Origin of the sequence: Lachnoclostridium sp. An76 (assembly GCF_002161355.1) — a bacterium.
Taxonomy (GTDB): Bacteria; Bacillota; Clostridia; order Lachnospirales; family Lachnospiraceae; genus Mediterraneibacter; species Mediterraneibacter caccavium.
Map to the genome: position 1 here is coordinate 1 of NZ_NFHL01000001.1, position 23,846 is coordinate 23,846.

The following is a 23,846-nucleotide window of genomic DNA, read 5'->3' on the forward strand; positions in this document are numbered from 1 at the left end:
CAGGGTTGTTTCATGAAAGATTTTTAAAAATATAAGAAGATTGGATTTTATCGGGGGTTATACGTGTTATACAAATACGCGTATAACTCTCGACTTTTTATTCCTGTAGAGGTATAATGTCTATATAGTATAGGTATACTCCACCTATACAGAGAGGAGGACATTATGCCAGTAACTGAGAAAAAGTATCCGGATTGGGTTCAGAAGTATCGGACAAAGGGAACTACTGTGAAGAAAAAAGGAGATTCGTATTATCTCTATAAAAGGACATCCCGACGTGTGAAAGGGAAAAAGTATCCGCAGCCAGTCGATACATATATCGGCGTGATTACTCCGGAAGGAGTCATACAAAGTAATAAAAGAAAAATATCTTTAACAGACGCAGAAGTATGGGAATACGGATTTTCGAAAGCTGTCTGGGAGTTGTGTCCGGATGATTGGAAAAAACCATTGGGGGATGATTGGAAGGATGTACTTGCCATCATTCTCTTAAAACAGTCTCCGACCTCTTATATCCAGAAAACACGGATGATAAAAAAGGAATCGGATTTCCATTATCAGTTTGCAGCTCAGATATCCTCACTTTCCCGTAGGATCCATAAAAAATGGGGCATTGGATTGGAAGAATTACATCAGTTAGAGACAATCTATTTAGTGTGCCTGGATAAAACAGAAATCATTTCGAAAGTGAGTGAGGAGCAGCGGAAACTTCTGGAGAAAATACAAGTGGTGCTGGAAATGTGCTGAAAGAACATTTGTGACAGAAAAGCTGATCCATTATTTCAGGCAGATTCCGGATTACCGGTGCGACAGAGAGAAAAAACATGACCTTGCAGAAATGCTGGTATGTGTCACTCTCGGAGTTCTTTGTGGCAGGACGACGATCCGCAGGAGCCTGAAATGGTGTAGAAACCACCTGGAAGAACTGCGGAAACATATGAAATTGAACTACGGGATTGCCTCGCCTTCCACCATTACCCGGATGCTGTCTGGGATTGATGAGGAATTAGCCTTGTATGCTTTTATGGAATGGATCGGTGAGATCGTGGACTCGAAGAATACCCATCTCGCTATTGATGGGAAAGCATTACGCGGCGCAGCGGAAAAGACGAAAAGCGGGACAGCACCGATGCTGTTGAATGTAGTGGAAACGGTTCGAGGGTTGATACTTGCACAGCTTCCGGTCGATTCAAAGACGAATGAGATTACGGTGATTCCGGAATTGTTGAAACTTCTGGATATCAGAGGGAGTGTTATAACGATTGATGCGATTGGGACACAGACAGCAATCATGGAACAGATACATGAACAGGAAGGGCATTTTGTATTTACAGTAAAGAAAAATCAGCCAGACGCTTATGAGGAGATCCATACGTTCCTGGATAAACTGGAAGAAGAAGCAGAGAAAAAAGGAAAAAGTGAAACTCCAGATCCTGTTATGCAGGATTATCTTGGGAAATATGAAGAGATCAATCAGATGGAAAAAAATCGGGACAGAAATGAGTACAGGACTTGCCAGATATGTAATAATGCATTAAATCTGACGAAAAAACAAAAAGAATGGACATACGTTCAGAGCATTGGGCGGATCAAGCAGGTGAGGATTCCTGTTGAAAAAGACAGCCAGGGGAATGATATCACTCCGACAAAAGAAGAGTTTTTGAAAAAAGGCTCAAGAAGAGTCCCAGTTCCTTCTGCTGAAGAGGGAATTGGAAAAGACATCCAGTGTACGGCACTGATCTCAGACCTTATCCTCACGGCAGAGGAACTGGGAAGCATAAAAAGAATGCACTGGTCAATAGAGAACCGGCTCCATCATGTACTGGACGACACATTCAGGGAAGATCGCTCGCCAGCCAAAAAGTCCCGAAACAATCTGTCGCTCATCAGAAAATTTGCATACAACATCCTGCGCCTGGCAATGTACGAGACAGGTCTGACAAATATAATGACAGAAATGATGGACTGCTTTTGTGACAATGCCACCTTGCGAGAACAGTATGTATTTCAAGGCATAGCCAGTCTGTATTGACTATATATAGAGAATACCTCTGAAAAAAAGTCTTGTAAAGAGATAGAGAGATAGTTTGCGTTTTTTTACGTGATCAGCTTACCAGAAACGATATGGGGATGTAATAATAAGATTATAAAAGGTAGTGCTGCTCATGAATAGTTCATGAAACAACCCTGGGCAAATCCTAATTTATCTGTACACAATATGATGTCTAAGCTATAATAAAGTTAATCGTGTGTAAGTTTAAAGAAGTGAGCTGTTAAGGTGGAGGTATATGTATGCCAGAAATTGCTTTGTTTTATGGAATAAGGATTACTATGTATTATGATGACCATAATCCACCCCACTTTCATGTGGAGTATAATGGGAAAAAGGCTTTGATCGATATAAATGATGCCTGTGTTTTGCAGGGAGCATTGCCATCAAGGCAACTGAAACTTGTGTTGGCATGGTGTGTAATCCATCAGGATGAATTAATGCAAAACTGGGAACTTGCAAAGGATGGAAAACCGTTAAACAGAATCAATCCTTTGGTTTAAATATGAAGGAGGTGCTGTAATGTTAGAATATATTCCAACTGTGGTTCAGGTAATACCATACGAAGATTATACTGTGGATGTATATTTTGATGATGGGAAAATTGTATGCTGCCATGCAGAAAAAGATTTGTCTCCTAATATTTTTGATCGAATAAAGGAATATCATATTTTTATGAATAAATGTGTGGTTTTAAATGGAACGTTGGCATGGGATGTGGCTGGAGGAAGGAATGTAAACGAGTGCATTGATATCGATCCTTTATATTTGCACGAGTTGAAAAAAAGTAAAGAACGAATAGCATAGAATATTAAATATATAAACCGCACTTTGATATGTTATGGAGAACCATACCACAAGTAAATGCGGTTTTTTGCATTTGGTTGTAATATGGTATGAAGTAATGAATCATGTGGAGTATTTTAGAAAGGAGTGGACAGATGATGTTCCGCTCTCTTTTCGTATGGGTAAGAAAGACAATGACAGTGAAATAAACGAATGGTATAATGAAGTAGAATTAGGCCGACAGATCGGAATTTGACGGAGGAAACACAAATTGAAGCTTGAAGAATATGGGAAGGAAAACAATAGCATTATAGTGATGCTGCATGGAGCAAATTTTGTGCATTGCTATGGTAGGCAATATTCGCTCGCTAATTCTTTTCACATTATCGTACCCCATATCATGGGATTTGGAGATGAAGCGGGCAGAATCTTTTACACGGATACGTGTTGTGCCGAACTTGTAAACATGATAAGAAGCCTCAACAAAAAAGTTTTACTGGTGGGATTTTCATTGGGTGCGCAACTTGCTTTCAAGCTCGTATCGGAATATCCGGAATTATTTTATTCTGCCATAATCGTCAGTCCGTGGCTGAACAAAACGGAATCTTCATTAGCGGAAGTTATGAAAATGAATGAAAAGCAATTTGCTTCATTCAAGAAAAAGTGGCTTTGTAATATCATAGGCATGATGAATGGACTTCCCAGAGAGCCGAGAAAAAAATTTGTTCATCAGATGCAGAATGTTAAGATTGATACTATTCGTAATTCCGTGAATAATGGCATAACATTTGAAAGCGAACCGGACTTTGCCAAAGTGCCAATTCCTATTATTGCGTTGGCCGGAGGAAAAGAACCAAAAGAAGTAATGGACAGCGTCAAACGAATGGCTGAGATCAATCCGAATTGTCGGTGTGAGATATGGGATAAGGCTGCTCACAATATTCCGCCGATGTTTGCAAAAAGATTCAACCAGTTGATTTTAGACACGGTGCAATAAATTCCAGTTTGTTAAGCAGACAAATCCTCATTTGAAAATATTCTTAATGGGATATAATATAAACTATACATAGCGTATAAGAAGCAGGGAGGAGTGATGATATGATGTATCCATTTATGACATTGAGTGATGAGACAGAAATTGTTCATTCTGATATGCAGAATGATGGAAGAGTAAAAGTGTATATTGAGAGACCAGATGAATAATATGGATTTAAACATGCTGCATGCTGGCTTCCCGATTACACATGGGAAGATATTTATCATTTTTCGGAAGAAGAGATTAAGCAATTCGAAGAGATAATAAGATCAACTGCTCATCTTATTATTGAATTTTCTAAGGAAGGGGGCTTTGAGAATGCCTCAAATCTTTAGAATGGGAGAATACTGAATTTATTTTTGGACGAATGAAAACAAGCCTGTTATTGTTAATTTTCATTAAGCCTCATTTAGAAACGTTATGGAGAACTATGTATGAGGAGCTGACAGCTCAAAGACCGAAAAAAGAAGAAATGAGCAGTCTCTGATTGTGAAATGATTTCACTGAGGGGGCAGTATTATAGGAGAGGCGCCTATGAAAAAGTATATTGTAGAAATTATAATCTTTTGTATACAGCTTTTTATGTTTTACATTTCACCGCTGTTTGCCGGACCAACCGATGGTATGGGAATGGTTGTTTTGATTCTATTGGTAACATTGATACTGTCCGTTTTACTTGGCAGTATTTCCAAAAACAAAATAAAATACTTTTATCCGGCTGCAGCGGCAGCGGTCTTTTTGCCATCTGTATTTCTTTACTACAATGGAACAGCATTTATGCATGCGATCTGGTATTTTGTTGTATCGGCAGCTGGCATGTTGGTTGGAATGATCATATTTAAGGCGTTGCACAGGAAATCATAAGTTACTAGTATGGAGCATAAGTAAAACATTAGAGAATACGGAGAACTATATAAGTAAGGAGCAGCAATGGCTTTTGATTACAAGAAAGAATACAAAGAATTTTATATGCCGAAGAATAAGCCCGGCATTATAGAAATCCCGAAAATGAACTACATAGCAGTCCGCGGAAAAGGCAATCCCAACGAGGAAAACGGAGAATATAAAACATCGATCGGTTTGCTGTACGGCATTGCCTTTACCATAAAGATGAGTTACAAGGGAGCGCATAAGATTGAAGGTTTCTTTGAGTATGTCGTACCGCCCCTTGAGGGACTCTGGTGGCAGGAGAACACACAGGGGCTTGATTACGCCAGAAAAGAGGATATGCATTTTGTCTCTATGATCCGTCTGCCTGACTTTGTGACGAAAGAAGATTTCGCGTGGGCGGTACAGGAAGCGGAAAAAAAGAAAAAGCAGGATTTTTCCAAAGTGGAGTTTTTCCCTTATGATGAAGGGCTGTGTGTCCAGTGTATGCACATCGGCTCATATGACGATGAGCCGGCCACTGTTGATCTTATGCATGAGTATATGAAAGAAAACGGGTACGAGCTCGATATTACAGACACAAGATACCATCATGAAATTTATCTGAGCGATCCGAGAAGATGTGATGTGAGCAGGCTGAAAACAGTCGTGCGCCACCCGATCCGGAAAGCAGAGTAACCGGAAAGCAGAGTAAACGGAGGATATTATGCCAAAAGAAGTTGACCCCAAAGATACGAAACGGGCTGCGGCGTATGAGCTGTGGATGAAAGCGCCCAATCCGATGGTAACTTTTTTCAAGACCTTTGATGTGACCAATCTAATAAGGATAAGCAGGAAAAGAAAGCTGAAATTCAATATGCTGATGGACTACTGTATCGGCAGGGCCGCTGTAAAGGTTAAGGAGTTTTATATCCTCCCGGTGGGCGATAAACTCATACAGTATGACACCATAGCGGTCAATACGATCGTGAAAAATAAAGAGGGCGAAGTCAGCTCCTGTGATCTCCGGTATGATTCTGACCTGAACAGATTCAACAGGCATTACCTGAAATATACGGCGCAGACTGCCGAAAGCTGTACGGACAGGGATTTATCCGAGAACAGTATGGTCATCGGGACATCTGCCATTATAGATACGGAAATTGACGGGGCTGTCGGTATGAACAGCGGTATATTCAATAATCCGTTCATTATATGGGGCAGATACAAAAAGAAATGGTTTCGGTATTATCTGCCCCTTTCTTTCCAGTTCCATCACACGCAGATGGACGGCGCGCATGCGGGCAGGTTTTTGGTGGAGCTGCAGGATGAGATCAGGCTGCTTGGGCACAAGGGGATACTGCCAGCAGCAGATCAGTCCCGGTGCCGTTCCGGCATACAATGAGGGCATCCGTTCCTTTTGACTCCGATCACGGATGAAAATAATACAGCTTCCGCATAGGTATCGCAGGCAAATATATGCTCTGCATCTATTTTGTCGATGCAGCAGAGCAGCGTTTCGCGGTCAAGGTCATGGATCTCTCCTGTATTTTGGTTTAATATGAACTGTTTTCCGTTAAATGGTGTATTCGCGCGGCGCATAAAAATATCTCCTTTTACAATGTTTTTTGGAGCGGCAGGGTGAGGAACCCGCCGCTCTTATGCGTTTTTCATTATACAGTGGTATCCCGGTATGGTCAATATAGCAGGGGATCCCCCTTGCTATTCCCTGCCGGCATCCCGCCTTTTGATCAATGTTTCGTTCAGTTTTTTGACATTGTGCATGGCGGCCATATATTGTACGAGCCACACTGCGGCAAATATTAAAAGAAAAATGCCAAAATAGCTTAAAATACCTTGCAGGCTGTGTTCCATCCAATACGAAACATAAGCCGTCGGCAGCATGAGTACGGAAATAATTGAAAAGTAAATTCCAGTCTGTTTCACGATCCCCCAGGTCTCTATTTCCCATATTACAGAGCAGGCTCCGAATCCAGAGCCTAATATACCGCATAAAAGCGCCTGCAGCAATACAGCATTGATCTCATTTCCCATTATAACAGCTAATTCCGGCATGCATGGAGAATAAGACCCATCTGCATATATAAGGGAAATAAGTATCGTTATCAGATATCCCAGTGCCAGCCCCAGCGGAAAACCTAACATACTGCGTAAAACAATCTTTTTTTTCATGTTATCACCTCAGATCCCTAATATTTTTTTGATTTTTGAAACATATCGTCTTGAAACATAAGTTGTCGTGCTGTTTGCTAATTCGACACAGATCGTGCCGGTAAAACTTAAATCAAAGTTATTGACTTTTTTTAAATGGATAATTTCCGAATTTGATATGCGGACAAATTGATCTGGATCCAGGCGTTCTTCGATTTCATACAGCCGGAGACGTATCGTATATTCGCCTTTATCTGTAACAGCGAATACTTTTCCTGAGTTCGCGTAGACCCTGATCAGATCTTCCTGCTCAATTACTTCGATTTTCCCATTCCTGCAGCCGGAAATGACTTGCGGAGGATTTTCTGACAGTTTGTTTAATATCATATTGACCTCTTTTGTCATGGTGGCTGTCAACAGGATTATTTTGGGCTCTGTATATGAATCGTCCATTTTTATCTCAACCTGCATTTTGATCTCCTCCCTTCTGTGATGTCATTATATGAAAAGCACATATTGCTTTCAATAGATTTTCGATAAGCGGTTGATCATAAGGCATAAGTGGTAAAAAGAATAAGTGGTAAAAAGAAATGACATGGAAAAGACAGAGTGATATAATGACTTATAATTATTGGTTGACAGAGACAAGGTCCATCGGATAAAAATGGGAGGTTTTGTATGATTATTCCAAAAGTGTTAGAGAGCAGGACAGAATATGCGGGGAAGATCGTATCCATCCGGCGTGACAAGCTGACCCGCGGGGATGGAAATACATTCATCCGCGAAACAGCCGTCGCAAGTGATGCTGTGGGGATTGTGGCAATGGATGACAGGGGACGTATCCTGCTGATCCGGCAGTACCGCCATCCCATGGGACGCCCGGTATGGGAAATCCCGGCAGGGCGCATGGATGTGGAAGGAGAGAAACCGGAGGAGACTGCTCTGCGGGAGCTCAGAGAGGAGACAGACACAGAAGCGTCCTCAATTCAGCTTTTGACGCTGTTCCTGAACTCTGCAGGCTGGACGACAGAGAAGACCTATGTTTATCTGGCAAAGGGTTTGAAGGATGTGCCTGAGTTTAAAAGGGAAAATGAGGAAGCGGACATTGAGAAAGAGTGGGTGCCTCTCAAAGAGGCGGCAGAGCGTGTGAAGTCAGGCGAGATCGACGACGCGAAAACCGTGATCGGGATCCTGATGGCAGACAGCATGGGCAGACAGTCTGAAAATAAATGACCGGGAAGTGATCATAAGAATGATCGTGAAAATGAGGAGATTCGAATGAAGGTTTACAACACGGAATTACAGCGTCTCCAGGAGGAGATGATGGAGGAAAAACGGCTGGAAGCAAAGCTGGCGGAATTGAAGCGCCAGCAGGAAGAACTGGCGGAAAAGACGGATGAGCTGAGGCGGATCATGAAGGATGAGCAGGAGGATGTGGACCGGCTGAACAGCAGGAACCTTACGGCATTCTATTACAAAGTGACAGGAAAGATGGGAGAAAAACTGTCAAAAGAGGAGCAGGAAGCCTATGCGGCAGCGGTCAGGTATGATACTGCGGAAAAGGAGCTTCTCTCCGTCAATGAGGAGATCGAACGATGCAGGGATCAGCTTTCTGATCTCATCGGATGCGGAAGAAGATATGAAGCGCTCATCGAGGAGAAAAAAGAAGAGATAAAGAAAACAAGTTCGCCGGATGCGGTCAGGATCATGGGTATCGAGGAAAAGATCGGGTTTCAGAAGTCAAGGCAGAAGGAACTGGAAGAAGCAGTCCGCGCAGGGAGAAGAGCGCAGGACATTACAGTTGAAATCAAGAATCATCTGGACGAAGCTAAGAGCTGGAGCACCGTTGATATCATCGGGGGCGGCATTTTGTCGGATATGATCAAGTACGATGCGATAGGAAAAGCAAAAGGAATGACCGATCAGCTCCAGCTCGCACTGCACAGTTTCAGGACAGAGCTGGCGGACGTCACGGAAGAACTGCACGGCGATGTGAATACAGAGATCAGCAGCGCCCTCTGCTTTGCGGACTATTTTTTTGACAACCTGTTTACAGACTGGCTGGTGCGTACCAGGATCAATGAATCGAGAGAGAAAGTGGACCAGACCTGCACACAGATACAGAAGATCCTTCAAAACCTGTGCAGTAGACAGGAAGAGAGTGTCCGCGTCCAGAGTCAGCTCGAAAAAGAGCTGGAAGAGGCGGTGGCTGCATCAGATGCTGTCTGATGCTCAGGAAGGATTGACATTACAGGAAGGAAATGCGTATGAAAGCAGTTGTATATAAGGGAAACGGACAGATCGTTCTGGAGGAGCGCCCCATGCCGGCGCTGCGGGATGAAAAGGATGCGATCGTGCAGGTGACGCTGACAACAATCTGTTCCAGTGACATCCACATTAAGCACGGCGCCGTGCCAAAGGCTGTCCCGGGCACGGTCCTGGGGCATGAGTTTGTGGGAAGGGTCGTGGAGACCGGGAGCGCTGTAAAGAAGGTAAAGCCCGGGGACCGGGTGGCGGTGAATGTAGAGACTTTCTGCGGAGAATGTTTTTTCTGCAGACGCGGCTTTGTAAATAACTGTACGGACGAACACGGGGGCTGGGCGCTTGGCTGCCGCATCGATGGGGGACAGGCTGAGTATGCCAGGATCCCCTTTGCGGATAACGGACTGACAGTCATACCGGACCATGTGACTGATGAGCAGGCGCTCTTTAACGGAGACATCCTTTCCACAGGATACTGGGCGGCAAAGATCGGGGAAATCAGGCCCGCGGATACGGTGGCAGTGATCGGCGCGGGGCCCACCGGGCTGTGCACCATGATGTGCGCACGTCTGTATACTCCGGCGAGGATCATCGCTATCGACACGGATGAATACAGGCTGGCGCTTGCAAAGGAAAAAGGGCTGGCTGACATCACGCTTGTCCCGGGCAGGGATGATCCGGAACAGGTGATCCGGGAAGTGACAGACGGACGGGGCGCTGACACTGTTTTTGAAGTCGCGGGCGGGAAGGATACGTTCCAGACTGCATGGAAGATCGCAAGGCCCAATGCTGTCGAGGTGATCGTTGCGATGTATGAAGAACCACAGGTGCTTCCCCTGCCGGATATGTACGGGAAGAACCTTGTTTTCAAGACAGGCGGCGTGGACGGGAGTTTCTGTCAGGAGATCATGGATCTGACTGCATGCGGAAAACTGGATTCCAGCTTCCTCATCACACACCGCTGCGGGCTGGATGAGATCATGGATGCGTATGATGTGTTTGAGAATAAGAAAGATCATGTCATAAAATATGCGGTGAGGCCGTGAGCAGTTTCAGGAGACGGGGATGATTTTTATGAGCTTATTGAAAACAGCATTTGAGCTCAACAACGTATCATCGGACTGATGGCTGCAATTTTTGTGTTGCATATTGAAACACTGCGAGGTATAATTAAGAAAAAGCAGAAAGGGAGTGTCTCAATATGAAAACAGGATTTCATAAATATCTGACTGTATTCCGAAAGCAGCGTGGTTATACGCAGGCTGAATTAGCCAATAAGCTGGGAATATCCCGTTCTACTTACGCAAATTATGAGAGCGGCAACCGTTCTCCTGACTTTGAAACGCTGGAGCGCATCAGTGATATCTTGAATTGTACTCTGGATGAACTCTTCGGAAGACAGAGGGAGCCAGAGACTGGAACTTATAAAAATCCCTGCAGGGGATATGCAGATATGGTATGTGAACCGACAGCTCCTTACCGCACTGAAAAAGAAAAATCCCCAAGGCGGAGCAAGAGAAAGCTGCTGATCGGCGCCCAGGATTTCCGATATTTACGGGAACGGAATGCATATTATGTCGATAAGACACAGTTTGTCGAGCATTTTCTGGATTCATGGTATCAGGTGACGCTGATCACCCGCCCGAGACGTTTCGGGAAGACGTTGAATATGTCTATGCTCGCAGAATTTTTAGACTGCACGAAAGATTCCAAAGCACTTTTTGAAGGTACAAAGATCAGCAGGAGTGAAGTGATAGACGAGATCAATCAATATCCTGTTGTTTTTCTTTCTTTCCTGAATGTCAGAGGGGATACGCCTCATGAGATGATACAGCAGCTTGCAGCGGCGCTCCGGGGAGAATATGCACGGTATTCCCCGATCATAGACGAGGGGAGACTGACTGCAGAACAGAAAAGAGTATTTGAAGAGAATTATCTCTGCTTATGTCAGAACAGCGCTCCGGAAGCAAAGGCAGGCTGTCTCACCCATGCGATCGCTGACTTATGCCAGGTTTTGGAAATCTATTACAATAAAAAGGTTTACCTTCTGATCGACGAGTATGATACGCCTTTCATCGCAGCTAACTCCGGCGGATATTACGGTCAGGTGCGCGGGATCCTCGCGGGAATGCTCAGCTCAGCTTTAAAGGGCAGCAGGTCGCTGGAGAAAGCCGTGCTGACAGGGATCCAGCGGGTTGCAAAGGGAAATATTTTTTCCGGGTTAAACAACCTGATCGTATGTACCATAGCAGACCCGGACTATGACGACTGTTTCGGATTTACAGAAGATGAAGTGAAAGAGCTTCTTGCCTACTGCGGCATAGGATTTACAGCGGCTGTAAGAGAGATGTATGACGGATACCGGATCGGTAAGGCTGACGTATATAATCCATGGTCCGTCTCCTGTTATGCGGCCCGAAGAGAACTACAGTCGTATTGGGTCAATACGAGTGAGAACAGTATCCTTAAGGATGCTCTTGGAGAGAGAGGAAGGTCTTTTGCAGAAGATTATGACAGGCTGATCGGGCAGGGAATGGTAGAGGCTGAGGTGGAACTTTCCGCCGCGTATTATGAAAAGCCGGGAGATGCCGCTCTGTGGGGGCTCCTGATCAATGCGGGGATGCTGACCATTACTGAAAAAACAGACGAAAACAGATACCGCCTCCGTGTGCCGAACCAGGAGGTGTGGAAAGCGTTCAGGGAATTGACCTCATATTATCTGCAGGTAGAAGAAGAACAGATCAGCAGGATGCTGTATCATCTGCAGAAAGGCGAGATGGAAGATTTCGCCGAAGATTACCGGCAGATCCTGCTGAAGCTTCCCTCGTATCATGATCTGAAAAGCGAAAACAGCTATCATATGATGATGCTTGGGATGTGCGCGTTCATGCAGCGCGCGTATAAGGTGGAGAGCAACCGTGAGAGCGGTGACGGGCGTGCAGATCTTATACTTTATTCAAAGAAGCCGGGGTACCCCAGCCTGATCCTGGAGTTTAAATACAGTAAAAATACAGAGCAGGATCTGGGAGAACTTGCATCAGGAGCAATCTGTCAGGTAAAAGAGAAAAAATACGATGCTGGGATCACGGGAGAAGTGCTCTATGTCGGACTGGCGCACTGCGGGAAAAACGTTGAAATCCGTTGGGAAGAGGGAAAAAGCAACAGAAAATGAAGTCTTAGGAGGAATGACAGAAAATGAGAACAAGCAAGATCACAAGAGAACAGGCACTTGAATTACTGAGGACTTACAATAAGGAGGCTTTCCACATCCAGCACGCGCTTACCGTAGAAGGAGTGATGCGCTGGTATGCGGACGAGCTGGGATACGGCGATGAGGCGGATTACTGGGCGATCAGCGGCCTTCTCCACGACATCGATTTTGAGATGTACCCGGAGGAACACTGTCAGAAAGCCCCGGAGCTTCTTGAAAAAGGCGGCGTGGGAGAGGATATGATCTATACGGTCTGTTCCCATGGGTATGGCATATGCAGCGACAAAGAGCCGGTGCATGAGATGGAAAAGGTGCTTTTTGCGGCAGACGAGCTGACCGGGCTGATCTGGGCAGCCGCGCTGATGCGCCCGTCGAAAAGCGTGATGGATATGGAAGTGTCCAGTGTAAAGAAGAAGTTCAAGGACAAGCGTTTCGCGGCAGGGTGTTCACGGGATGTGATAAAGACCGGGGCGGAAAGACTGGGCTGGGAGCTGAATGAGCTGTTTGAGAAGACGATCCTGGCGATGCGCTCCTGCGAAGCCTCCATCCAGGACGAAATGAGTGAGATGGGCTTTTAAGGCGTCGGGGCCGGGAAGAGAAGAAAATCCGGCAGCCGGGCGGTAAAACGGAATACGGACAGAACAGACAGAGAGGTACAGAAAATGGATAAGGTCATCTTAGGAAAAACAGAACTTGAAGTAAACAAGAATGGATTCGGGGCGCTGCCGATCCAGCGTATTACGAAAAAGGAGGCCGTCTAGACAGGGGTCAGCTCTCCGGGGACTTCTGCCGTGGATGCGGCTACTGCATGCCCTGTCCGGCGGGGATTGAGATCAACAACTGCGCAAGAATGAGCCTGATGCTTCGGAGAGCGCCGCAGGCGGGATGGCTCTCAGAAGAGTGGCAGGAGAAGATGAAGAAAATAGAAGGGTGTCTCCACTGCGGGAAGTGTATGGAGAAATGTCCGTACGGGCTGAATACACCGGAGCTTCTGGCGAAAAATTATGAAGACTACAGGACATTTCTGTGACCGGACTGCCGCAGCGGCTCTGGCGGCAGAACAAGCGGATAATACAGCAGAACAGCACAGCGGAAACACAGCAGAAACTCCTGCTTGTAAATATAGGGATTAGTGCTATAATAGTTCTATTGCCCTGAGGAGATTGTCAGGGCACAGATTTTGTTTTATTTATATTTGAGATGAAGAGGATCAGAGAGACAGAGTGGAGGAACTATGAAGATTATTATTATCGGGTGCGGAAAAGTCGGCAGCACCCTGGCGGAAGAACTGTGCGAAGAGGATCATGAGCTGACCGTGATCGATAAGAATCCCCAGAAGATCCAGCAGATATGCGAGAGTATTGATATCATGGGAAGCTGCGGGAATGGAGCGAGTATACAGATACTTTCCGAAGCGGGAGTGGAGGAGGCGGACATCCTGATCGCGGTGACCGGGTCGGATGAGCTGAACCTTCTGTGCTGTCAGATCGCAAAGAAGGTAAGCCAGTGCCATACGATCGCGCGCGTGAGGAATCCGGTCTACCACCGGGAAGTCCATTTCCTCAGGAAGAAGCTTGGGATATCGATGATCATTAACCCTGAGTTCGCGGCTGCCATGGAGATATCCAGGCTCCTGCGTTTCCCTTCAGCCATCAAGAGGGATACATTTTCCAAGGGAAGGGTAGAGCTGCTGAAATTTAAGCTTCTGCCGGAATTTAAGCTGAGCGGCCTGTCTGTAGCGGATATCATGGATAAGCTGAGATGCGATATCCTGATCTGCGGCGTGGAGAGAGAGGGGCATGTCTTTATCCCCTCTGGTGATTTCGTGCTTGAGGATATGGATCTTGTCTCAATTATCGCTTCACCGAAGAATTCAAACCTGTTCTTTAAAAAGATCGGAGTCCAGACCCACCAGGTCAGGAATGCGCTGATCGTGGGCGGCGGCACCCTGGGCTATTATCTTGCAGCAGCACTTTCCGATATGAGGATACGGGTGAGCCTGATCGAGACAGACCGCGCCAGATGTGAGGAGCTGAGCGAACTGCTCCCGTCTGTCACTGTGATAAACGGGGACGGCACGGACAAAAAGCTGCTCATGGAAGAAGGGCTGCCGAATGCGGAGGCGTTCGTGACCCTGACGAATCTGGATGAGGAGAATATCCTTCTGAGCCTGTTCGCGAAAAAAGTTTCCCGCGCGAAACTGGTGACAAAGGTAAACCGTCTCGCGTTCGATGATATTGTGGACGGGCTGGATCTCGGAAGCGTGGTCCATCCCAAATACCTGACCGCGGATTATATCCTTCAGTATGTCAGGGCGATGAGCAATTCCATCGGAAGTAATGTGGAGACGCTGTACCATATACTGGACGGGCAGGCTGAAGCTCTGGAATTTGCCGTGAGAGACCGTTCCGCGGTGACGGGGATCCCGCTGTCTGAACTGAAACTGAAAGATAATCTCCTGATCGCATGCATCTACCGGGGCGGTGTCGTCCATATCCCCAGAGGGCAGGATGTCATACAGCCGGGAGATTCGGTTATTGTTGTTACTACTGTGAGAGGGCTGAAAGACCTCACTGATATCCGGAAGGTAAGATAGAAGTGAGGGGGATGAGATGAATTTTTCAATCGTAAAACGTATTATTGGTTATGTCCTTGTGTTTGTGGCTGTGCTCATGGTGCTCCCGTGTATCGTAGCGGTGATCTATCAGGAGAGAGAAGGCTGGTCCTTTGTCATTACAGCGGCACTCTGCCTTCTGCTGGGCTTCCTGATCATGCGGAAAAAGCCGGAGAACAGGGTGTTCTATGTAAAAGAGGGGTTTGTGGCTGTCGCCCTGAGCTGGATCATCATGAGTGTGATGGGCAGTCTCCCCTTCCTGATCACGGGAACGATCACGAATCCCATCGATGCGATGTTTGAGACGGTTTCCGGGTTTACGACGACCGGCTCCAGTGTTCTGTCGGATGTGGAGGCTGTGTCGAAGTCTGTCCTGTTCTGGCGGAGCTTTACACACTGGATCGGCGGTATGGGTGTTCTTGTATTCCTGCTGTCCATGCTCCATATGACGGGCGGCGGCTCCCATATCAATCTGATGAAGGCGGAAAGTCCGGGACCCTCGGTGAGCAAGCTTGTGCCCACGGTCCAGTCCACTGCGAAAATACTCTATATCATTTATCTGGCAATGACTGTGCTGGAGGTCGTGTTCCTTCTGATCGGGAAGATGCCTCTGTTTGACGCGCTGACGATCACGTTCGGCACAGCCGGGACCGGAGGATTTGGGATTAAAAATGACAGTATGGCAGGATATTCGCCATATCTGCAGATCGTGGTCACTGTATTTATGATTTTGTTCGGCGTGAATTTCAGCGCCTATTTCCTTCTCCTGAGGAGAAAGGTGAAACAGGCGTTTTCCATGGAAGAGGTGCGCTGGTACCTTCTGATCATACTGGCATCGATCGCTCTGATCACTCTGTCCGTCAGGGGTATGTACGGATCTGTCGGTGAAGCGGCCCGCCATGCTGCATTCCAGGTAGGGTCGATCATAACCACCACCGGGTATGCGAGTACAGACTTTAACCTGTGGCCGGAAGTGCCGAGGACGATACTGGTCCTCCTGATGTTTATCGGGGCGTGCGCCGGCAGCACCGGCGGCGGGATCAAGGTGTCGCGCCTTGTGATCCTGGTCAAGACGATAAAAAAGGAATTGCATACTTTTCTCCATCCGAGGAGCCTGAAAAAGCTGAAGATGGACGGGCATACCCTTGAGCATGAGACTGTGCGCGCCACAAATGTGTTTTTGATCGCGTATGTGCTTATCTTCTCTTTCTCCGTCCTTCTGGTGGCCTTTGACGGGAATGACCTGATCACGAATTTTACAGCAGTGGCTTCCGCACTGAATAATATCGGCCCCGGTCTGGAACTGGTGGGACCCATGGGGAATTTCGGACTGTTTTCCAACGGGGCGAAACTGGTCCTGATCTTTGATATGCTGGCGGGACGCCTGGAGATCTTCCCGCTTTTGCTCCTCTTTGTGAGGGATACATGGAAGAAGTTTTAGGGATGTTTGTCGATGAAAGGAGGATACCCCGGTGAGAGAGATGCGTCTTTACAAAAGAGAGATCCGTGATCCGGAGATCATCAGAGAAATCCTGGAGGAATGCAGCGTAGTCAGGCTCGGGACCCGGGATGAGGAAGGGATGTTCATTGTCCCGGTGAATTTCGGATATGAATTCTATGAAAAAGAGAGTGGACAGGCGCTGACTCTTTTTATACACGGCGCGGGGGAGGGCAGGAAAGCGGATGCGTTTGACTTGTGCCCGGACGTAGCTGTGGAGATGGACTGCCGCCATGGGATCATTACAGGAGATTATACATGCAGCTATTCCTATTCTTACCGAAGCATCATGGGGAACGGTAAGGTGCGCAGGGCGGCAGATGAGCAGGAAAAGGTATATGGGCTCACAAAGATCATGGAGCATATGGCTCCCGGTGCGGAGATTGAGTTCAGTCCGGCTATGCTGGAGCGCACAGAAGTTTTTTGCATTGAGATGGGAAAATTCACTGCAAAGGAACGGAAAGCAAAGCAGAAATAGGATAAATAAAAAAAGATAAAATTGAAGTGGAGGGATCATCAATGGTACATCATATCGTTATGTGGAAATTCAGACCAGAAGTAGAGGAAGAGAAGAAGCCGGAGATCAAGGCGGCGATGAAGGAAAATCTGTCCGCGCTGGTGGGGAAAGTCCCGGGGCTTCTGACAATGGAGTTTGTAGATGAGCCTCTCGCGTCCAGCACCCATGATATTGCTCTCGTGAGCACTCTGGAGAAGGCGGAGGACATCGAGGTATATGGCAGCCATCCGGCGCATGTGGCTGTGGCTGACACATATGTGCGTCCTTTTGTGATGGAGAGAGCCTGCCTGGATTACTGATCCTGATAAATGAATAGAACATGACATGCCGCACATATACTGACTATAAAAGGCGTATGTGTGGCATTTTTCTATGGAGAGAGAACAGATCAGGGAGAGACTCGCATCGGCTGCAAGTATGCCAAAAGATGTGGTGATGGGAGCGTCGGTGGTCACCATGCTTGGTGATTTTGAGGTGTGTATCGAAAATTACCGCGGGATCACGGAATATACAGACAGCCTTGTCCGCGTGCAGACAAAGGGCGGACAGATCCGACTGACAGGCAGAAGGCTTCAGATCGAATATTACACAAACGATGAGATGAAGGTCACGGGGAAGATCCAGACACTTGAATTTATCGATGGGAGGAACAGAGAGTGATCCGTTCGTTTGTCCGCTGGCTGAGAGGATATGTCAGGCTCTGCGTGGCAGGGTATTCCCCGGAGCGTTTCCTGAATATGTGCTGTTTTCACCAGCTTTTTATCTGGGGACTGGAACCCACGGGAAAAGGTTACGGGATGTATATGAGTATTTCGGATTTTCGGAAATTAAAGCCCCTTGTCAGGAAAACGCACACAAAGGTCACGCTTGAAGGCAGGTATGGCTTCCCGTTTTTTCTTGCACGCTACCGGAAGAGAAAGCTTTTTTTTGCAGGGCTTTTTTTATGCGCAGTGCTTCTGCGGGGATATTCTCTTTTTATCTGGGATATCCATTTTGAGGGGAATGTGAGATACCCGGATACAACGCTGGCAGAGTTCCTGGAGTCAGAGGGAGTCGCCCCGGCCATGCTGCGCAGCCGGGTAGACTGCCCGGGTATTGTAAAAGCTATACGAAAGGAATATAATGATATCGTTTGGGTGTCTGCGTCTATTGACGGCAGCAGGCTGAAGATCCAGGTCAAGGAAAATGAGGATACCTTCCCGGAGGAAGAGACGTCTGCCGGAGAGGAAAAGCCGGTGGATCTGATCGCCTCTGCTGACGGCGTGATCACAGAGATCGTGACAAGGTCCGGAGTTCCTCAGGTGCATGTGGGAGATGCCGTGAAAAAAGGAGATATCCTGGTCCTGGGAAGAGTGGAAGTAGTAAATGACAGCCAGGAAGTCATCGGCTATCAGTATCACAGCTCAGATGCAGATGTATTTGCGGACACGCAGATAGAGTACACGGACACCCTTGACCTGACATATCAGGAGAAGGTCTATGACGGAAAGAAGAAATACCAGCCCTTTCTCCGTCTGGCTGACTGGACGGTATCAGTTGGAAGCATCAGGAATAAATATGAACACAGTGAGAGAGTGACAGAGGAGACGCAGATCAGGCTGGGAGAAAATTTTTATCTGCCTTTTTCCTATGGGATGAGGTCAGTAAAGTCCTATTCTCTCGTGAAAAGGAAATATACCGAAGAAGAGGCGAGACAGCTTTTGAGCCTGGATTTTAAACGGTTTTGTGAAGATTTGGAGGAAAAAGGTGTTCAAATAAGGGGAAATGATGTTAAAATACATCTATATGAAAATTCTGCCACTGCCTCGGGCACGCTTTTTTTGAATGAGAGGATCACTGAGGAGTCGGATACAGAAATATTAACAGTCGAAAGGAAAGAAACGGATGAGTCTGTCGGAACTGATGATTGATATACCGGCTGAACATGAGGCAAACGTGTTCGGACAGTTTGACGCATATGCAAAGAAGCTTGAGAGAACGTTCCATGTTACTCTGATCGCGAGGGATGGGAGCACAAAGATCGTGGGGGAGAGCGCGGCAGCGGAAAAGGTGCTCCGCGTGCTTACCCAGCTGATGGAATTATCAAAGCGGGGAAATACCATCACAGAGCAGAATGTGGATTACGCGATCTCCCTTGTCTTTGATGACCAGGAAGAGGGGATCGTAGAGATCGACCGGGATCTGATCTGCCATACCCTGCAGGGAAAGCCGATCAAGCCAAAGACATTGGGGCAGAAAAAATACGTGGATGCCATCCGCAGTGAGATGATCACATTCGGGCTCGGACCGGCGGGGACCGGCAAGACCTACCTCGCGATGGCAATGGCGATCACTGCCTTTAAGAGAAACGAAGTGAGCCGCATCATCCTGACCCGTCCTGCGATCGAGGCGGGGGAAAAGCTGGGATTTCTCCCGGGGGATCTCCAGAGCAAGATCGATCCCTATCTGCGTCCGCTCTATGATGCGCTTTATCAGATCATGGGAGCGGAGAGCTTTATCAAAAATTCAGAAAAAGGGCTGATCGAGGTGGCGCCCCTCGCCTATATGAGAGGACGTACCCTTGACAATGCATTTATCATTCTTGACGAGGCACAGAACACGACGCCAGCCCAGATGAAGATGTTCCTGACCAGGATCGGATTTGGCTCCAAGGTCGTGATCACCGGGGATTCCACCCAGAAGGACCTGCCTTCGGGGGCGGTTTCCGGCCTGGATGTTGCAGTGAAGGTCGTGAAGGATCTGGAAGGGATCAGCATCTGTACGCTGACGAGCAAGGATGTGGTCCGCCATCCGCTCGTACAGAGGATCGTCAAGGCGTATGAAGAGTACGAGAAAAAGAGTGAGAGAAAGAGCGCCGGAAGAGGAAAGGGCGGCAGGAGGAGAAATGTATGACCCTGTATATTGAAGAAGAAGGAAGTGTCGTTCTTCCTTTTGACGTTAAGGAGACAGCGGAGCTTATCGTAGAGACAGCGCTTGACTGTGAAGAGTGCCCGTATGAGGCAGAAGTGAACCTTCTGCTCACAGATGACGAGGCGATCCACGAAATGAACCGGGAACACCGCCACATCGACCGGCCAACGGATGTGCTCTCTTTCCCGATGATAGAATATGAGATACCCGGGGATCTGAGCGGGATCGAGGAGAGCGCAGACGCTTTTGACCCGGGAACCGGCGAACTGATGCTTGGGGACATCGTGATCTCAAAGGACAGGGTCATCGCCCAGGCAGAAGAGTACGGACATTCAGTAAGAAGAGAGTACGCCTTCCTGATCGCCCACAGTATGCTCCATCTTCTTGGTTACGACCACATGGACGAGGAGGAGCGGAAAGTCATGGAGGACAGGCAGCGGGAAATTATGGAAAAGGCAGGGATCCCGCGGTAGAGGGCCCGGCAGAAAATCTTTGAAGCAGAAAAAGCTGGAGGAAACAGAAATGGCAGATGCACGAAAGACGAGAATACAATCCGCCCAGAATGATGATTTTATCGCACAGGGCGCGATCCTTGCCGTGGCGACTGTACTTACAAAAGTCATAGGTGTTATATACAGGATCCCTCTTGCAAATATACTCGGGGATGCGGGAAACGGTTTTTACGGATACGCATATCAGATCTATGCCATGGCGCTTATGGTATCCTCTCTGAGCCTGCCGACTGCGGTGTCCAAGCTGGTGTCTGCCAGGCTGGCGGCAGGGCAGAAGCGCAATTCTGTCCGTGTATTCCGCTGCTCCATGCTGTTTGCGGTCGTAGTGGGCATCGTTATCACGGCGGCAGTCTTTTTCGGGGCTGACGCGATCTCCGTGTATGCGATGAAATCCCCTTTAAGCGTATATGCTCTCAAGATGCTGGCGCCGGGACTTTTCCTGGTCGCTGTCATGGCGGTGATCCGGGGGTATTTCCAGGGGCTTGGCTCGATGATGCCGACTGCGGTGTCCCAGATCATCGAGCAGCTGATCCGCGCAGTGATCAGTATCGCCGGGGCAGGCATTTTTGTTGATATGGGCACACGGGCAGGAGAAAAGGCAGGGGAAGAACTCCTGGGTCCTGCGTACGGCGCGGCAGGGGCTACCCTAGGAACCGTGCTGGGCGCTCTGATCGCTCTGATCTTCCTGTTCTTTGTGGTCTGGGCGTACCGGGGGAAGATGAACCGGCAGTACCGGACAGACCGTTCCGGGAAGGAGGACAGCTACCGCCATATCCTGAAGGTGCTGGTGCTTACGGCTGTGCCGATCCTGTTTAGTACGGCAATCTATAATATCAATCAGATCCTTGACCTTACGATCTTTAACCATATCATGGATGCGCAGGGATATGTGGAAGAAGAGTATATGGCTCTCCAGGGGATCTACTCGGGCAAGTATGATACCCTGGTCAATGTGCCTCTCTCGATCCCGTGGGCGCTCTGCTCATCCGTGGTGCCAAGCCTGACCGCGGCGGTGGCTACAAGATCCAGGAAACTGGTGCATGAGAAGATTGACCAGACGCTCCGGCTTACGATGGTGATCACGATCCCGTGCGGCGTCGGTTTTCTCGTGCTGGCATCTCCGCTTATGGTGCTTCTCTACAATGACGCCAGCAAAACACCGGCATATCTGCTCATGCTTGGATCTGTTGTTGTAGTGCTGTACGCATGGTCATCCATATCGAACTCGATCCTGCACGGGCTGAACCATATATCCAGCCCGGCGAAGAATGCCTGCATCGCCCTGGTGGTCCATCTGATCGCGTTTGTGCTCATGATGACAGCGTTCAAAATGAATGTATACGCCCTGGCGGCAGGGAATATCGTCTTTGCGGCGTGCATGTGCTGGCTGAACCAGAGGAAAGTACATAAGGTATGCGGTTTCAGGATGAATATTATGGATACATTTGTGAAACCGCTCATTGCTTCGGCTGTCATGGGCATCGTGGCTTACGGGGTGTACTTTGGCCTGGATCATCTGATCGGGGGGCGCTGGATCCCGACCATTATCGCGATCATCATAGCAATGCTCGTATATGTGGCAGTGGTGCTTAAGATCGGGACTCTGTCGGATGCGGATATCGAAGCGCTGCCGATGGGGGCAAGGCTGCTGCGTCTGAGCAGGAAGCTCCGGCTTATGCCGGCAGAGTAAGGTGCAGACACGAATGGCAGGAACGCGAATGAAAGACTCCTGTCGGTAAGGCTGCGAAAACAAGGCGGTCGGATATCAGCGGCGTGAAATAAGTGAACATTGTATAAAATATGCAAAAAAAGCCAATAATGTATGAAAAAGGAGTGGAGACTATGAAATCCAGATACATTATCGGCTTTTTTGCAGCATTTCTGATCCTGGGTATGCTTCTGGCAGCAGGATATCAGCTTACCTATGACCATGTCATAGACAGACAGAAAGCCCAGGCCAGAGATGAGGTATCAGGCGCAGAGAGTATCGCAGCTGAGGGGGAAAAGGTGGAGAACCCTGACGCAGAGAAGGAAGGATTCTACCTGTGCGAGCTCCAGGGATTTGTGTGCGTTTATCTGGCTGACCGGAGTACGATCTACGAGTTTACGGAAATCCCTGTGACAGACCTGCCTGAAGAAGTCCAGCAGGAGGTTGCGGAAGGAAAGTATGTAGGGACAGTAAAGGAACTGTACGCCTTCCTGGAAAACTATTCCAGCTGAAGAATGTGACCTCATTCGGGTAGAGTCCGGATATGCAGCTCAGGACGGGCGCGGCTATCCAGCTCTGGATGAGTTTGGAAATCCTGTTGAAGAGAGTCCGTCTGGACGGGGACAGATAAATAGTGTATAATACACAGCGTTGAAAAGAACGGCGCTCCGGGGGTACGGCGTGCCGGATGTAAATATGGGATGTAAGATCAGACAGAGAGGAAAAGCCATGGACGCACAGAAGATACAAAGGATCAATGAACTGTACAGGAAATCAAAAGCAGAAGGGCTCACAGAGTCAGAGCGCCAGGAGCAGAAACTGCTCCGGGCAGAATATCTGGAGGCGGTGAAGCGGAATCTCAGGGGGCAGCTCAATAATATTGATATTGAAGAAAAAGACGGCACAGTCATAAATCTTGGTGAGAAATATGGAAACAAAAGAGGAAATTAGAAAACAGATCCTTGCGGTCCGCGCAGAGATCAGCAAGGCGGAGCGCAGGGCCGCGGAAGCAGTGATCGCGGAGCGGCTGATGCAGGCGGATTTCTATAAGAACGCGCGCTGCATCTACTGCTACGCGTCATTCCGCGATGAGGCCGGTACGGCGCAGATCATAGAAGGATCACTCAGACAGGGAAAGCGCGTGGCGGCTCCGAGAGTGGTCGGCAGGAGAGGAATGGAATTCTTTTTCATAAAGAGCCGGGCGGACTTAAGACCGGGAGCGTGGAATATCCCGGAGCCCGGACCGTGGTGCGCAAAGGCGCCTCTGCCGGATGAAGAGACGCTGGTCATCCTGCCTGGCGCCGCGTTTGACAGATCCGGTGCGAGGATTGGTTACGGGGGCGGCTTTTACGATACATATTTGGAAGGAAATGAACGCTGTATAAAGGCTGCGCTGGCATTTGACGCGCAGTGCGTGGAAAAAGTCCCGGCGGAAGCGCATGATGTGCGGGCAGATTATATTATTACAGAAAAGGAGCTGATCAGATGCTGTCAGGATTGCCCGGAGACCCGGTGATACTTCTGGGAGTGGTCAATACAAAGTTGAGAGATTTTTATCCGTCTCTGGATGTACTCTGTGACGACATGCAGATCGACAGGGATGAGCTTTCAGCGAAGCTGGCCGCGATCGATTATACATACGATGCGAAGCGGAACCAGTTTGTATAACGGATGGATAACAGAAATGCAGGTATGGAGAGAAA

General features: G+C 47.9%; 29 protein-coding genes and 1 pseudogene. 27 read left to right on the plus strand and 3 right to left on the minus strand.

Features of this window, described 5'->3' with window-relative positions:
• Positions 1-165 precede the first annotated feature (165 nt).
• The 8 genes from B5G27_RS00005 (at position 166) to B5G27_RS00045 (ending at position 6,144) form a co-directional block, all read left to right on the plus strand.
• Positions 166-747 (plus strand): hypothetical protein, encoded by a 582-nt coding sequence (locus B5G27_RS00005; protein WP_087151332.1) that lies wholly within the window; start codon positions 166-168, stop codon positions 745-747.
• Between the two features lie 10 nt (positions 748-757).
• Positions 758-2,032: an ISAs1 family transposase gene (locus tag B5G27_RS00010; RefSeq protein ID WP_242958172.1), complete on the plus strand. Its 1,275-nt coding sequence runs from the start codon at positions 758-760 to the stop codon at positions 2,030-2,032.
• 260 nt (positions 2,033-2,292) lie between these two features.
• The gene (locus B5G27_RS00015) at positions 2,293-2,553 is read left to right on the plus strand and encodes a DUF4160 domain-containing protein (RefSeq protein ID WP_087156573.1); all 261 of its coding nucleotides are present in this window, start codon (positions 2,293-2,295) and stop codon (positions 2,551-2,553) included.
• A 19-nt stretch (positions 2,554-2,572) separates the two neighbouring features.
• Positions 2,573-2,857 (plus strand): DUF2442 domain-containing protein, encoded by a 285-nt coding sequence (locus B5G27_RS00020; RefSeq protein WP_087176953.1) that lies wholly within the window; start codon positions 2,573-2,575, stop codon positions 2,855-2,857.
• Between the two features lie 250 nt (positions 2,858-3,107).
• Entirely contained in the window at positions 3,108-3,833 is a 726-nt protein-coding gene (locus tag B5G27_RS00025) for an alpha/beta fold hydrolase (RefSeq protein WP_087176954.1), read from the plus strand.
• Positions 3,834-4,406: 573 nt separating this feature from the next.
• A complete protein-coding gene (locus tag B5G27_RS00035; protein ID WP_087176955.1) occupies positions 4,407-4,736 on the plus strand; it encodes a hypothetical protein in 330 nt (109 codons plus the stop codon).
• 66 nt (positions 4,737-4,802) lie between these two features.
• Positions 4,803-5,438, plus strand: a complete 636-nt coding sequence (locus B5G27_RS00040) for a GyrI-like domain-containing protein (RefSeq protein ID WP_087176956.1) — start codon at positions 4,803-4,805, stop codon at positions 5,436-5,438.
• Positions 5,439-5,466: 28 nt separating this feature from the next.
• Positions 5,467-6,144 (plus strand): CatA-like O-acetyltransferase, family 2, encoded by a 678-nt coding sequence (locus B5G27_RS00045; protein WP_087176957.1) that lies wholly within the window; start codon positions 5,467-5,469, stop codon positions 6,142-6,144.
• Here the strand turns inward: B5G27_RS00045 and B5G27_RS00050 are convergent.
• From B5G27_RS00050 to B5G27_RS00060, 3 genes are all read right to left on the minus strand, one after another.
• Positions 6,114-6,341, minus strand: coding sequence for a hypothetical protein (locus tag B5G27_RS00050; RefSeq protein WP_087176958.1), 228 nt, complete (start codon positions 6,339-6,341; stop codon positions 6,114-6,116). The two genes, B5G27_RS00045 and B5G27_RS00050, sit on opposite strands and share 31 nt — an antisense overlap.
• Positions 6,342-6,461: 120 nt before the next feature.
• Positions 6,462-6,932 carry a DUF3021 domain-containing protein gene (locus tag B5G27_RS00055; protein WP_087176959.1) on the minus strand — a complete coding sequence of 157 codons (471 nt, stop codon included), beginning with the start codon at positions 6,930-6,932 and terminating at the stop codon, positions 6,462-6,464.
• A 9-nt stretch (positions 6,933-6,941) separates the two neighbouring features.
• Positions 6,942-7,382: a LytTR family DNA-binding domain-containing protein gene (locus tag B5G27_RS00060; protein ID WP_087176960.1), complete on the minus strand. Its 441-nt coding sequence runs from the start codon at positions 7,380-7,382 to the stop codon at positions 6,942-6,944.
• 207 nt (positions 7,383-7,589) lie between these two features.
• Between B5G27_RS00060 and B5G27_RS00065 the strand changes: the two genes are divergently transcribed.
• The 19 genes and pseudogenes from B5G27_RS00065 (at position 7,590) to B5G27_RS00155 (ending at position 23,811) form a co-directional block, all read left to right on the plus strand.
• Positions 7,590-8,144 (plus strand): NUDIX domain-containing protein, encoded by a 555-nt coding sequence (locus tag B5G27_RS00065; protein ID WP_087176961.1) that lies wholly within the window; start codon positions 7,590-7,592, stop codon positions 8,142-8,144.
• 45 nt (positions 8,145-8,189) lie between these two features.
• Entirely contained in the window at positions 8,190-9,140 is a 951-nt protein-coding gene (locus tag B5G27_RS00070) for a hypothetical protein (protein ID WP_087176962.1), read from the plus strand.
• A 38-nt stretch (positions 9,141-9,178) separates the two neighbouring features.
• Positions 9,179-10,219 (plus strand): alcohol dehydrogenase, encoded by a 1,041-nt coding sequence (locus B5G27_RS00075; RefSeq protein WP_087176963.1) that lies wholly within the window; start codon positions 9,179-9,181, stop codon positions 10,217-10,219.
• A 155-nt stretch (positions 10,220-10,374) separates the two neighbouring features.
• Entirely contained in the window at positions 10,375-12,345 is a 1,971-nt protein-coding gene (locus B5G27_RS00080; RefSeq protein WP_087176964.1) for an AAA family ATPase, read from the plus strand.
• Between the two features lie 23 nt (positions 12,346-12,368).
• A complete protein-coding gene (locus B5G27_RS00085) occupies positions 12,369-12,962 on the plus strand; it encodes a hydrolase (RefSeq protein WP_087176965.1) in 594 nt (197 codons plus the stop codon).
• Positions 12,963-13,144: 182 nt separating this feature from the next.
• Positions 13,145-13,414: pseudogene (locus B5G27_RS00090) on the plus strand (4Fe-4S dicluster domain-containing protein); the annotation flags it as partial.
• 204 nt (positions 13,415-13,618) lie between these two features.
• The gene (trkA, locus tag B5G27_RS00095) at positions 13,619-14,980 is read left to right on the plus strand and encodes a Trk system potassium transporter TrkA (protein WP_087176966.1); all 1,362 of its coding nucleotides are present in this window, start codon (positions 13,619-13,621) and stop codon (positions 14,978-14,980) included.
• A gap of 16 nt (positions 14,981-14,996) precedes the next feature.
• Positions 14,997-16,439, plus strand: coding sequence for a TrkH family potassium uptake protein (locus B5G27_RS00100; RefSeq protein ID WP_087176967.1), 1,443 nt, complete (start codon positions 14,997-14,999; stop codon positions 16,437-16,439).
• A 40-nt stretch (positions 16,440-16,479) separates the two neighbouring features.
• The gene (locus B5G27_RS00105; RefSeq protein WP_242958214.1) at positions 16,480-16,974 is read left to right on the plus strand and encodes a pyridoxamine 5'-phosphate oxidase family protein; all 495 of its coding nucleotides are present in this window, start codon (positions 16,480-16,482) and stop codon (positions 16,972-16,974) included.
• A gap of 41 nt (positions 16,975-17,015) precedes the next feature.
• Positions 17,016-17,312 carry a Dabb family protein gene (locus tag B5G27_RS00110; RefSeq protein ID WP_087176969.1) on the plus strand — a complete coding sequence of 99 codons (297 nt, stop codon included), beginning with the start codon at positions 17,016-17,018 and terminating at the stop codon, positions 17,310-17,312.
• 73 nt (positions 17,313-17,385) lie between these two features.
• The gene (locus B5G27_RS00115; protein ID WP_087176970.1) at positions 17,386-17,673 is read left to right on the plus strand and encodes a YabP/YqfC family sporulation protein; all 288 of its coding nucleotides are present in this window, start codon (positions 17,386-17,388) and stop codon (positions 17,671-17,673) included.
• Positions 17,670-18,923 (plus strand): sporulation protein YqfD, encoded by a 1,254-nt coding sequence (locus B5G27_RS00120; RefSeq protein WP_087176971.1) that lies wholly within the window; start codon positions 17,670-17,672, stop codon positions 18,921-18,923. Before B5G27_RS00115 ends, B5G27_RS00120 begins: the two co-directional genes overlap by 4 nt.
• Complete coding sequence (locus B5G27_RS00125; protein ID WP_087176972.1) at positions 18,898-19,905, plus strand: PhoH family protein; 1,008 nt, start codon at positions 18,898-18,900, stop codon at positions 19,903-19,905. Before B5G27_RS00120 ends, B5G27_RS00125 begins: the two co-directional genes overlap by 26 nt.
• Positions 19,902-20,396: an rRNA maturation RNase YbeY gene (ybeY, locus tag B5G27_RS00130; RefSeq protein ID WP_087176973.1), complete on the plus strand. Its 495-nt coding sequence runs from the start codon at positions 19,902-19,904 to the stop codon at positions 20,394-20,396. The genes B5G27_RS00125 and ybeY overlap by 4 nt, the downstream gene beginning before the upstream one ends.
• A 49-nt stretch (positions 20,397-20,445) precedes the next feature.
• Positions 20,446-22,125, plus strand: coding sequence for a putative polysaccharide biosynthesis protein (locus B5G27_RS00135; RefSeq protein ID WP_087177688.1), 1,680 nt, complete (start codon positions 20,446-20,448; stop codon positions 22,123-22,125).
• Positions 22,126-22,277: 152 nt separating this feature from the next.
• A complete protein-coding gene (locus B5G27_RS00140) occupies positions 22,278-22,655 on the plus strand; it encodes a hypothetical protein (RefSeq protein WP_087176974.1) in 378 nt (125 codons plus the stop codon).
• Positions 22,656-22,872: 217 nt separating this feature from the next.
• The gene (locus B5G27_RS00145) at positions 22,873-23,094 is read left to right on the plus strand and encodes a DUF896 domain-containing protein (protein ID WP_087177689.1); all 222 of its coding nucleotides are present in this window, start codon (positions 22,873-22,875) and stop codon (positions 23,092-23,094) included.
• On the plus strand, positions 23,072-23,659 hold the full coding sequence (locus B5G27_RS00150; RefSeq protein ID WP_087176975.1) for a 5-formyltetrahydrofolate cyclo-ligase: 588 nt from the start codon (positions 23,072-23,074) through the stop codon (positions 23,657-23,659). The genes B5G27_RS00145 and B5G27_RS00150 overlap by 23 nt, the downstream gene beginning before the upstream one ends.
• The gene (locus B5G27_RS00155) at positions 23,629-23,811 is read left to right on the plus strand and encodes a DUF4250 domain-containing protein (protein WP_087176976.1); all 183 of its coding nucleotides are present in this window, start codon (positions 23,629-23,631) and stop codon (positions 23,809-23,811) included. The genes B5G27_RS00150 and B5G27_RS00155 overlap by 31 nt, the downstream gene beginning before the upstream one ends.
• Positions 23,812-23,846: the final 35 nt, after the last annotated feature.

Coding starts and splice junctions, on each gene's coding strand:
- B5G27_RS00005 (WP_087151332.1), top strand. CDS start 166: ATGCCAGTAACTGAGAAAAAGTATCCGGATTGGGTTCAGAAGTATCGG.
- B5G27_RS00015 (WP_087156573.1), top strand. CDS start 2,293: ATGCCAGAAATTGCTTTGTTTTATGGAATAAGGATTACTATGTATTAT.
- B5G27_RS00020 (WP_087176953.1), top strand. CDS start 2,573: ATGTTAGAATATATTCCAACTGTGGTTCAGGTAATACCATACGAAGAT.
- B5G27_RS00035 (WP_087176955.1), top strand. CDS start 4,407: ATGAAAAAGTATATTGTAGAAATTATAATCTTTTGTATACAGCTTTTT.
- B5G27_RS00040 (WP_087176956.1), top strand. CDS start 4,803: ATGGCTTTTGATTACAAGAAAGAATACAAAGAATTTTATATGCCGAAG.
- B5G27_RS00045 (WP_087176957.1), top strand. CDS start 5,467: ATGCCAAAAGAAGTTGACCCCAAAGATACGAAACGGGCTGCGGCGTAT.
- B5G27_RS00050 (WP_087176958.1), bottom strand. CDS start 6,341: ATGCGCCGCGCGAATACACCATTTAACGGAAAACAGTTCATATTAAAC.
- B5G27_RS00055 (WP_087176959.1), bottom strand. CDS start 6,932: ATGAAAAAAAAGATTGTTTTACGCAGTATGTTAGGTTTTCCGCTGGGG.
- B5G27_RS00060 (WP_087176960.1), bottom strand. CDS start 7,382: ATGCAGGTTGAGATAAAAATGGACGATTCATATACAGAGCCCAAAATA.
- B5G27_RS00065 (WP_087176961.1), top strand. CDS start 7,590: ATGATTATTCCAAAAGTGTTAGAGAGCAGGACAGAATATGCGGGGAAG.
- B5G27_RS00070 (WP_087176962.1), top strand. CDS start 8,190: ATGAAGGTTTACAACACGGAATTACAGCGTCTCCAGGAGGAGATGATG.
- B5G27_RS00075 (WP_087176963.1), top strand. CDS start 9,179: ATGAAAGCAGTTGTATATAAGGGAAACGGACAGATCGTTCTGGAGGAG.
- B5G27_RS00080 (WP_087176964.1), top strand. CDS start 10,375: ATGAAAACAGGATTTCATAAATATCTGACTGTATTCCGAAAGCAGCGT.
- B5G27_RS00085 (WP_087176965.1), top strand. CDS start 12,369: ATGAGAACAAGCAAGATCACAAGAGAACAGGCACTTGAATTACTGAGG.
- trkA (WP_087176966.1), top strand. CDS start 13,619: ATGAAGATTATTATTATCGGGTGCGGAAAAGTCGGCAGCACCCTGGCG.
- B5G27_RS00100 (WP_087176967.1), top strand. CDS start 14,997: ATGAATTTTTCAATCGTAAAACGTATTATTGGTTATGTCCTTGTGTTT.
- B5G27_RS00105 (WP_242958214.1), top strand. CDS start 16,480: ATGCGTCTTTACAAAAGAGAGATCCGTGATCCGGAGATCATCAGAGAA.
- B5G27_RS00110 (WP_087176969.1), top strand. CDS start 17,016: ATGGTACATCATATCGTTATGTGGAAATTCAGACCAGAAGTAGAGGAA.
- B5G27_RS00115 (WP_087176970.1), top strand. CDS start 17,386: ATGGAGAGAGAACAGATCAGGGAGAGACTCGCATCGGCTGCAAGTATG.
- B5G27_RS00125 (WP_087176972.1), top strand. CDS start 18,898: ATGAGTCTGTCGGAACTGATGATTGATATACCGGCTGAACATGAGGCA.
- ybeY (WP_087176973.1), top strand. CDS start 19,902: ATGACCCTGTATATTGAAGAAGAAGGAAGTGTCGTTCTTCCTTTTGAC.
- B5G27_RS00135 (WP_087177688.1), top strand. CDS start 20,446: ATGGCAGATGCACGAAAGACGAGAATACAATCCGCCCAGAATGATGAT.
- B5G27_RS00140 (WP_087176974.1), top strand. CDS start 22,278: ATGAAATCCAGATACATTATCGGCTTTTTTGCAGCATTTCTGATCCTG.
- B5G27_RS00145 (WP_087177689.1), top strand. CDS start 22,873: ATGGACGCACAGAAGATACAAAGGATCAATGAACTGTACAGGAAATCA.
- B5G27_RS00150 (WP_087176975.1), top strand. CDS start 23,072: ATGGAAACAAAAGAGGAAATTAGAAAACAGATCCTTGCGGTCCGCGCA.
- B5G27_RS00155 (WP_087176976.1), top strand. CDS start 23,629: ATGCTGTCAGGATTGCCCGGAGACCCGGTGATACTTCTGGGAGTGGTC.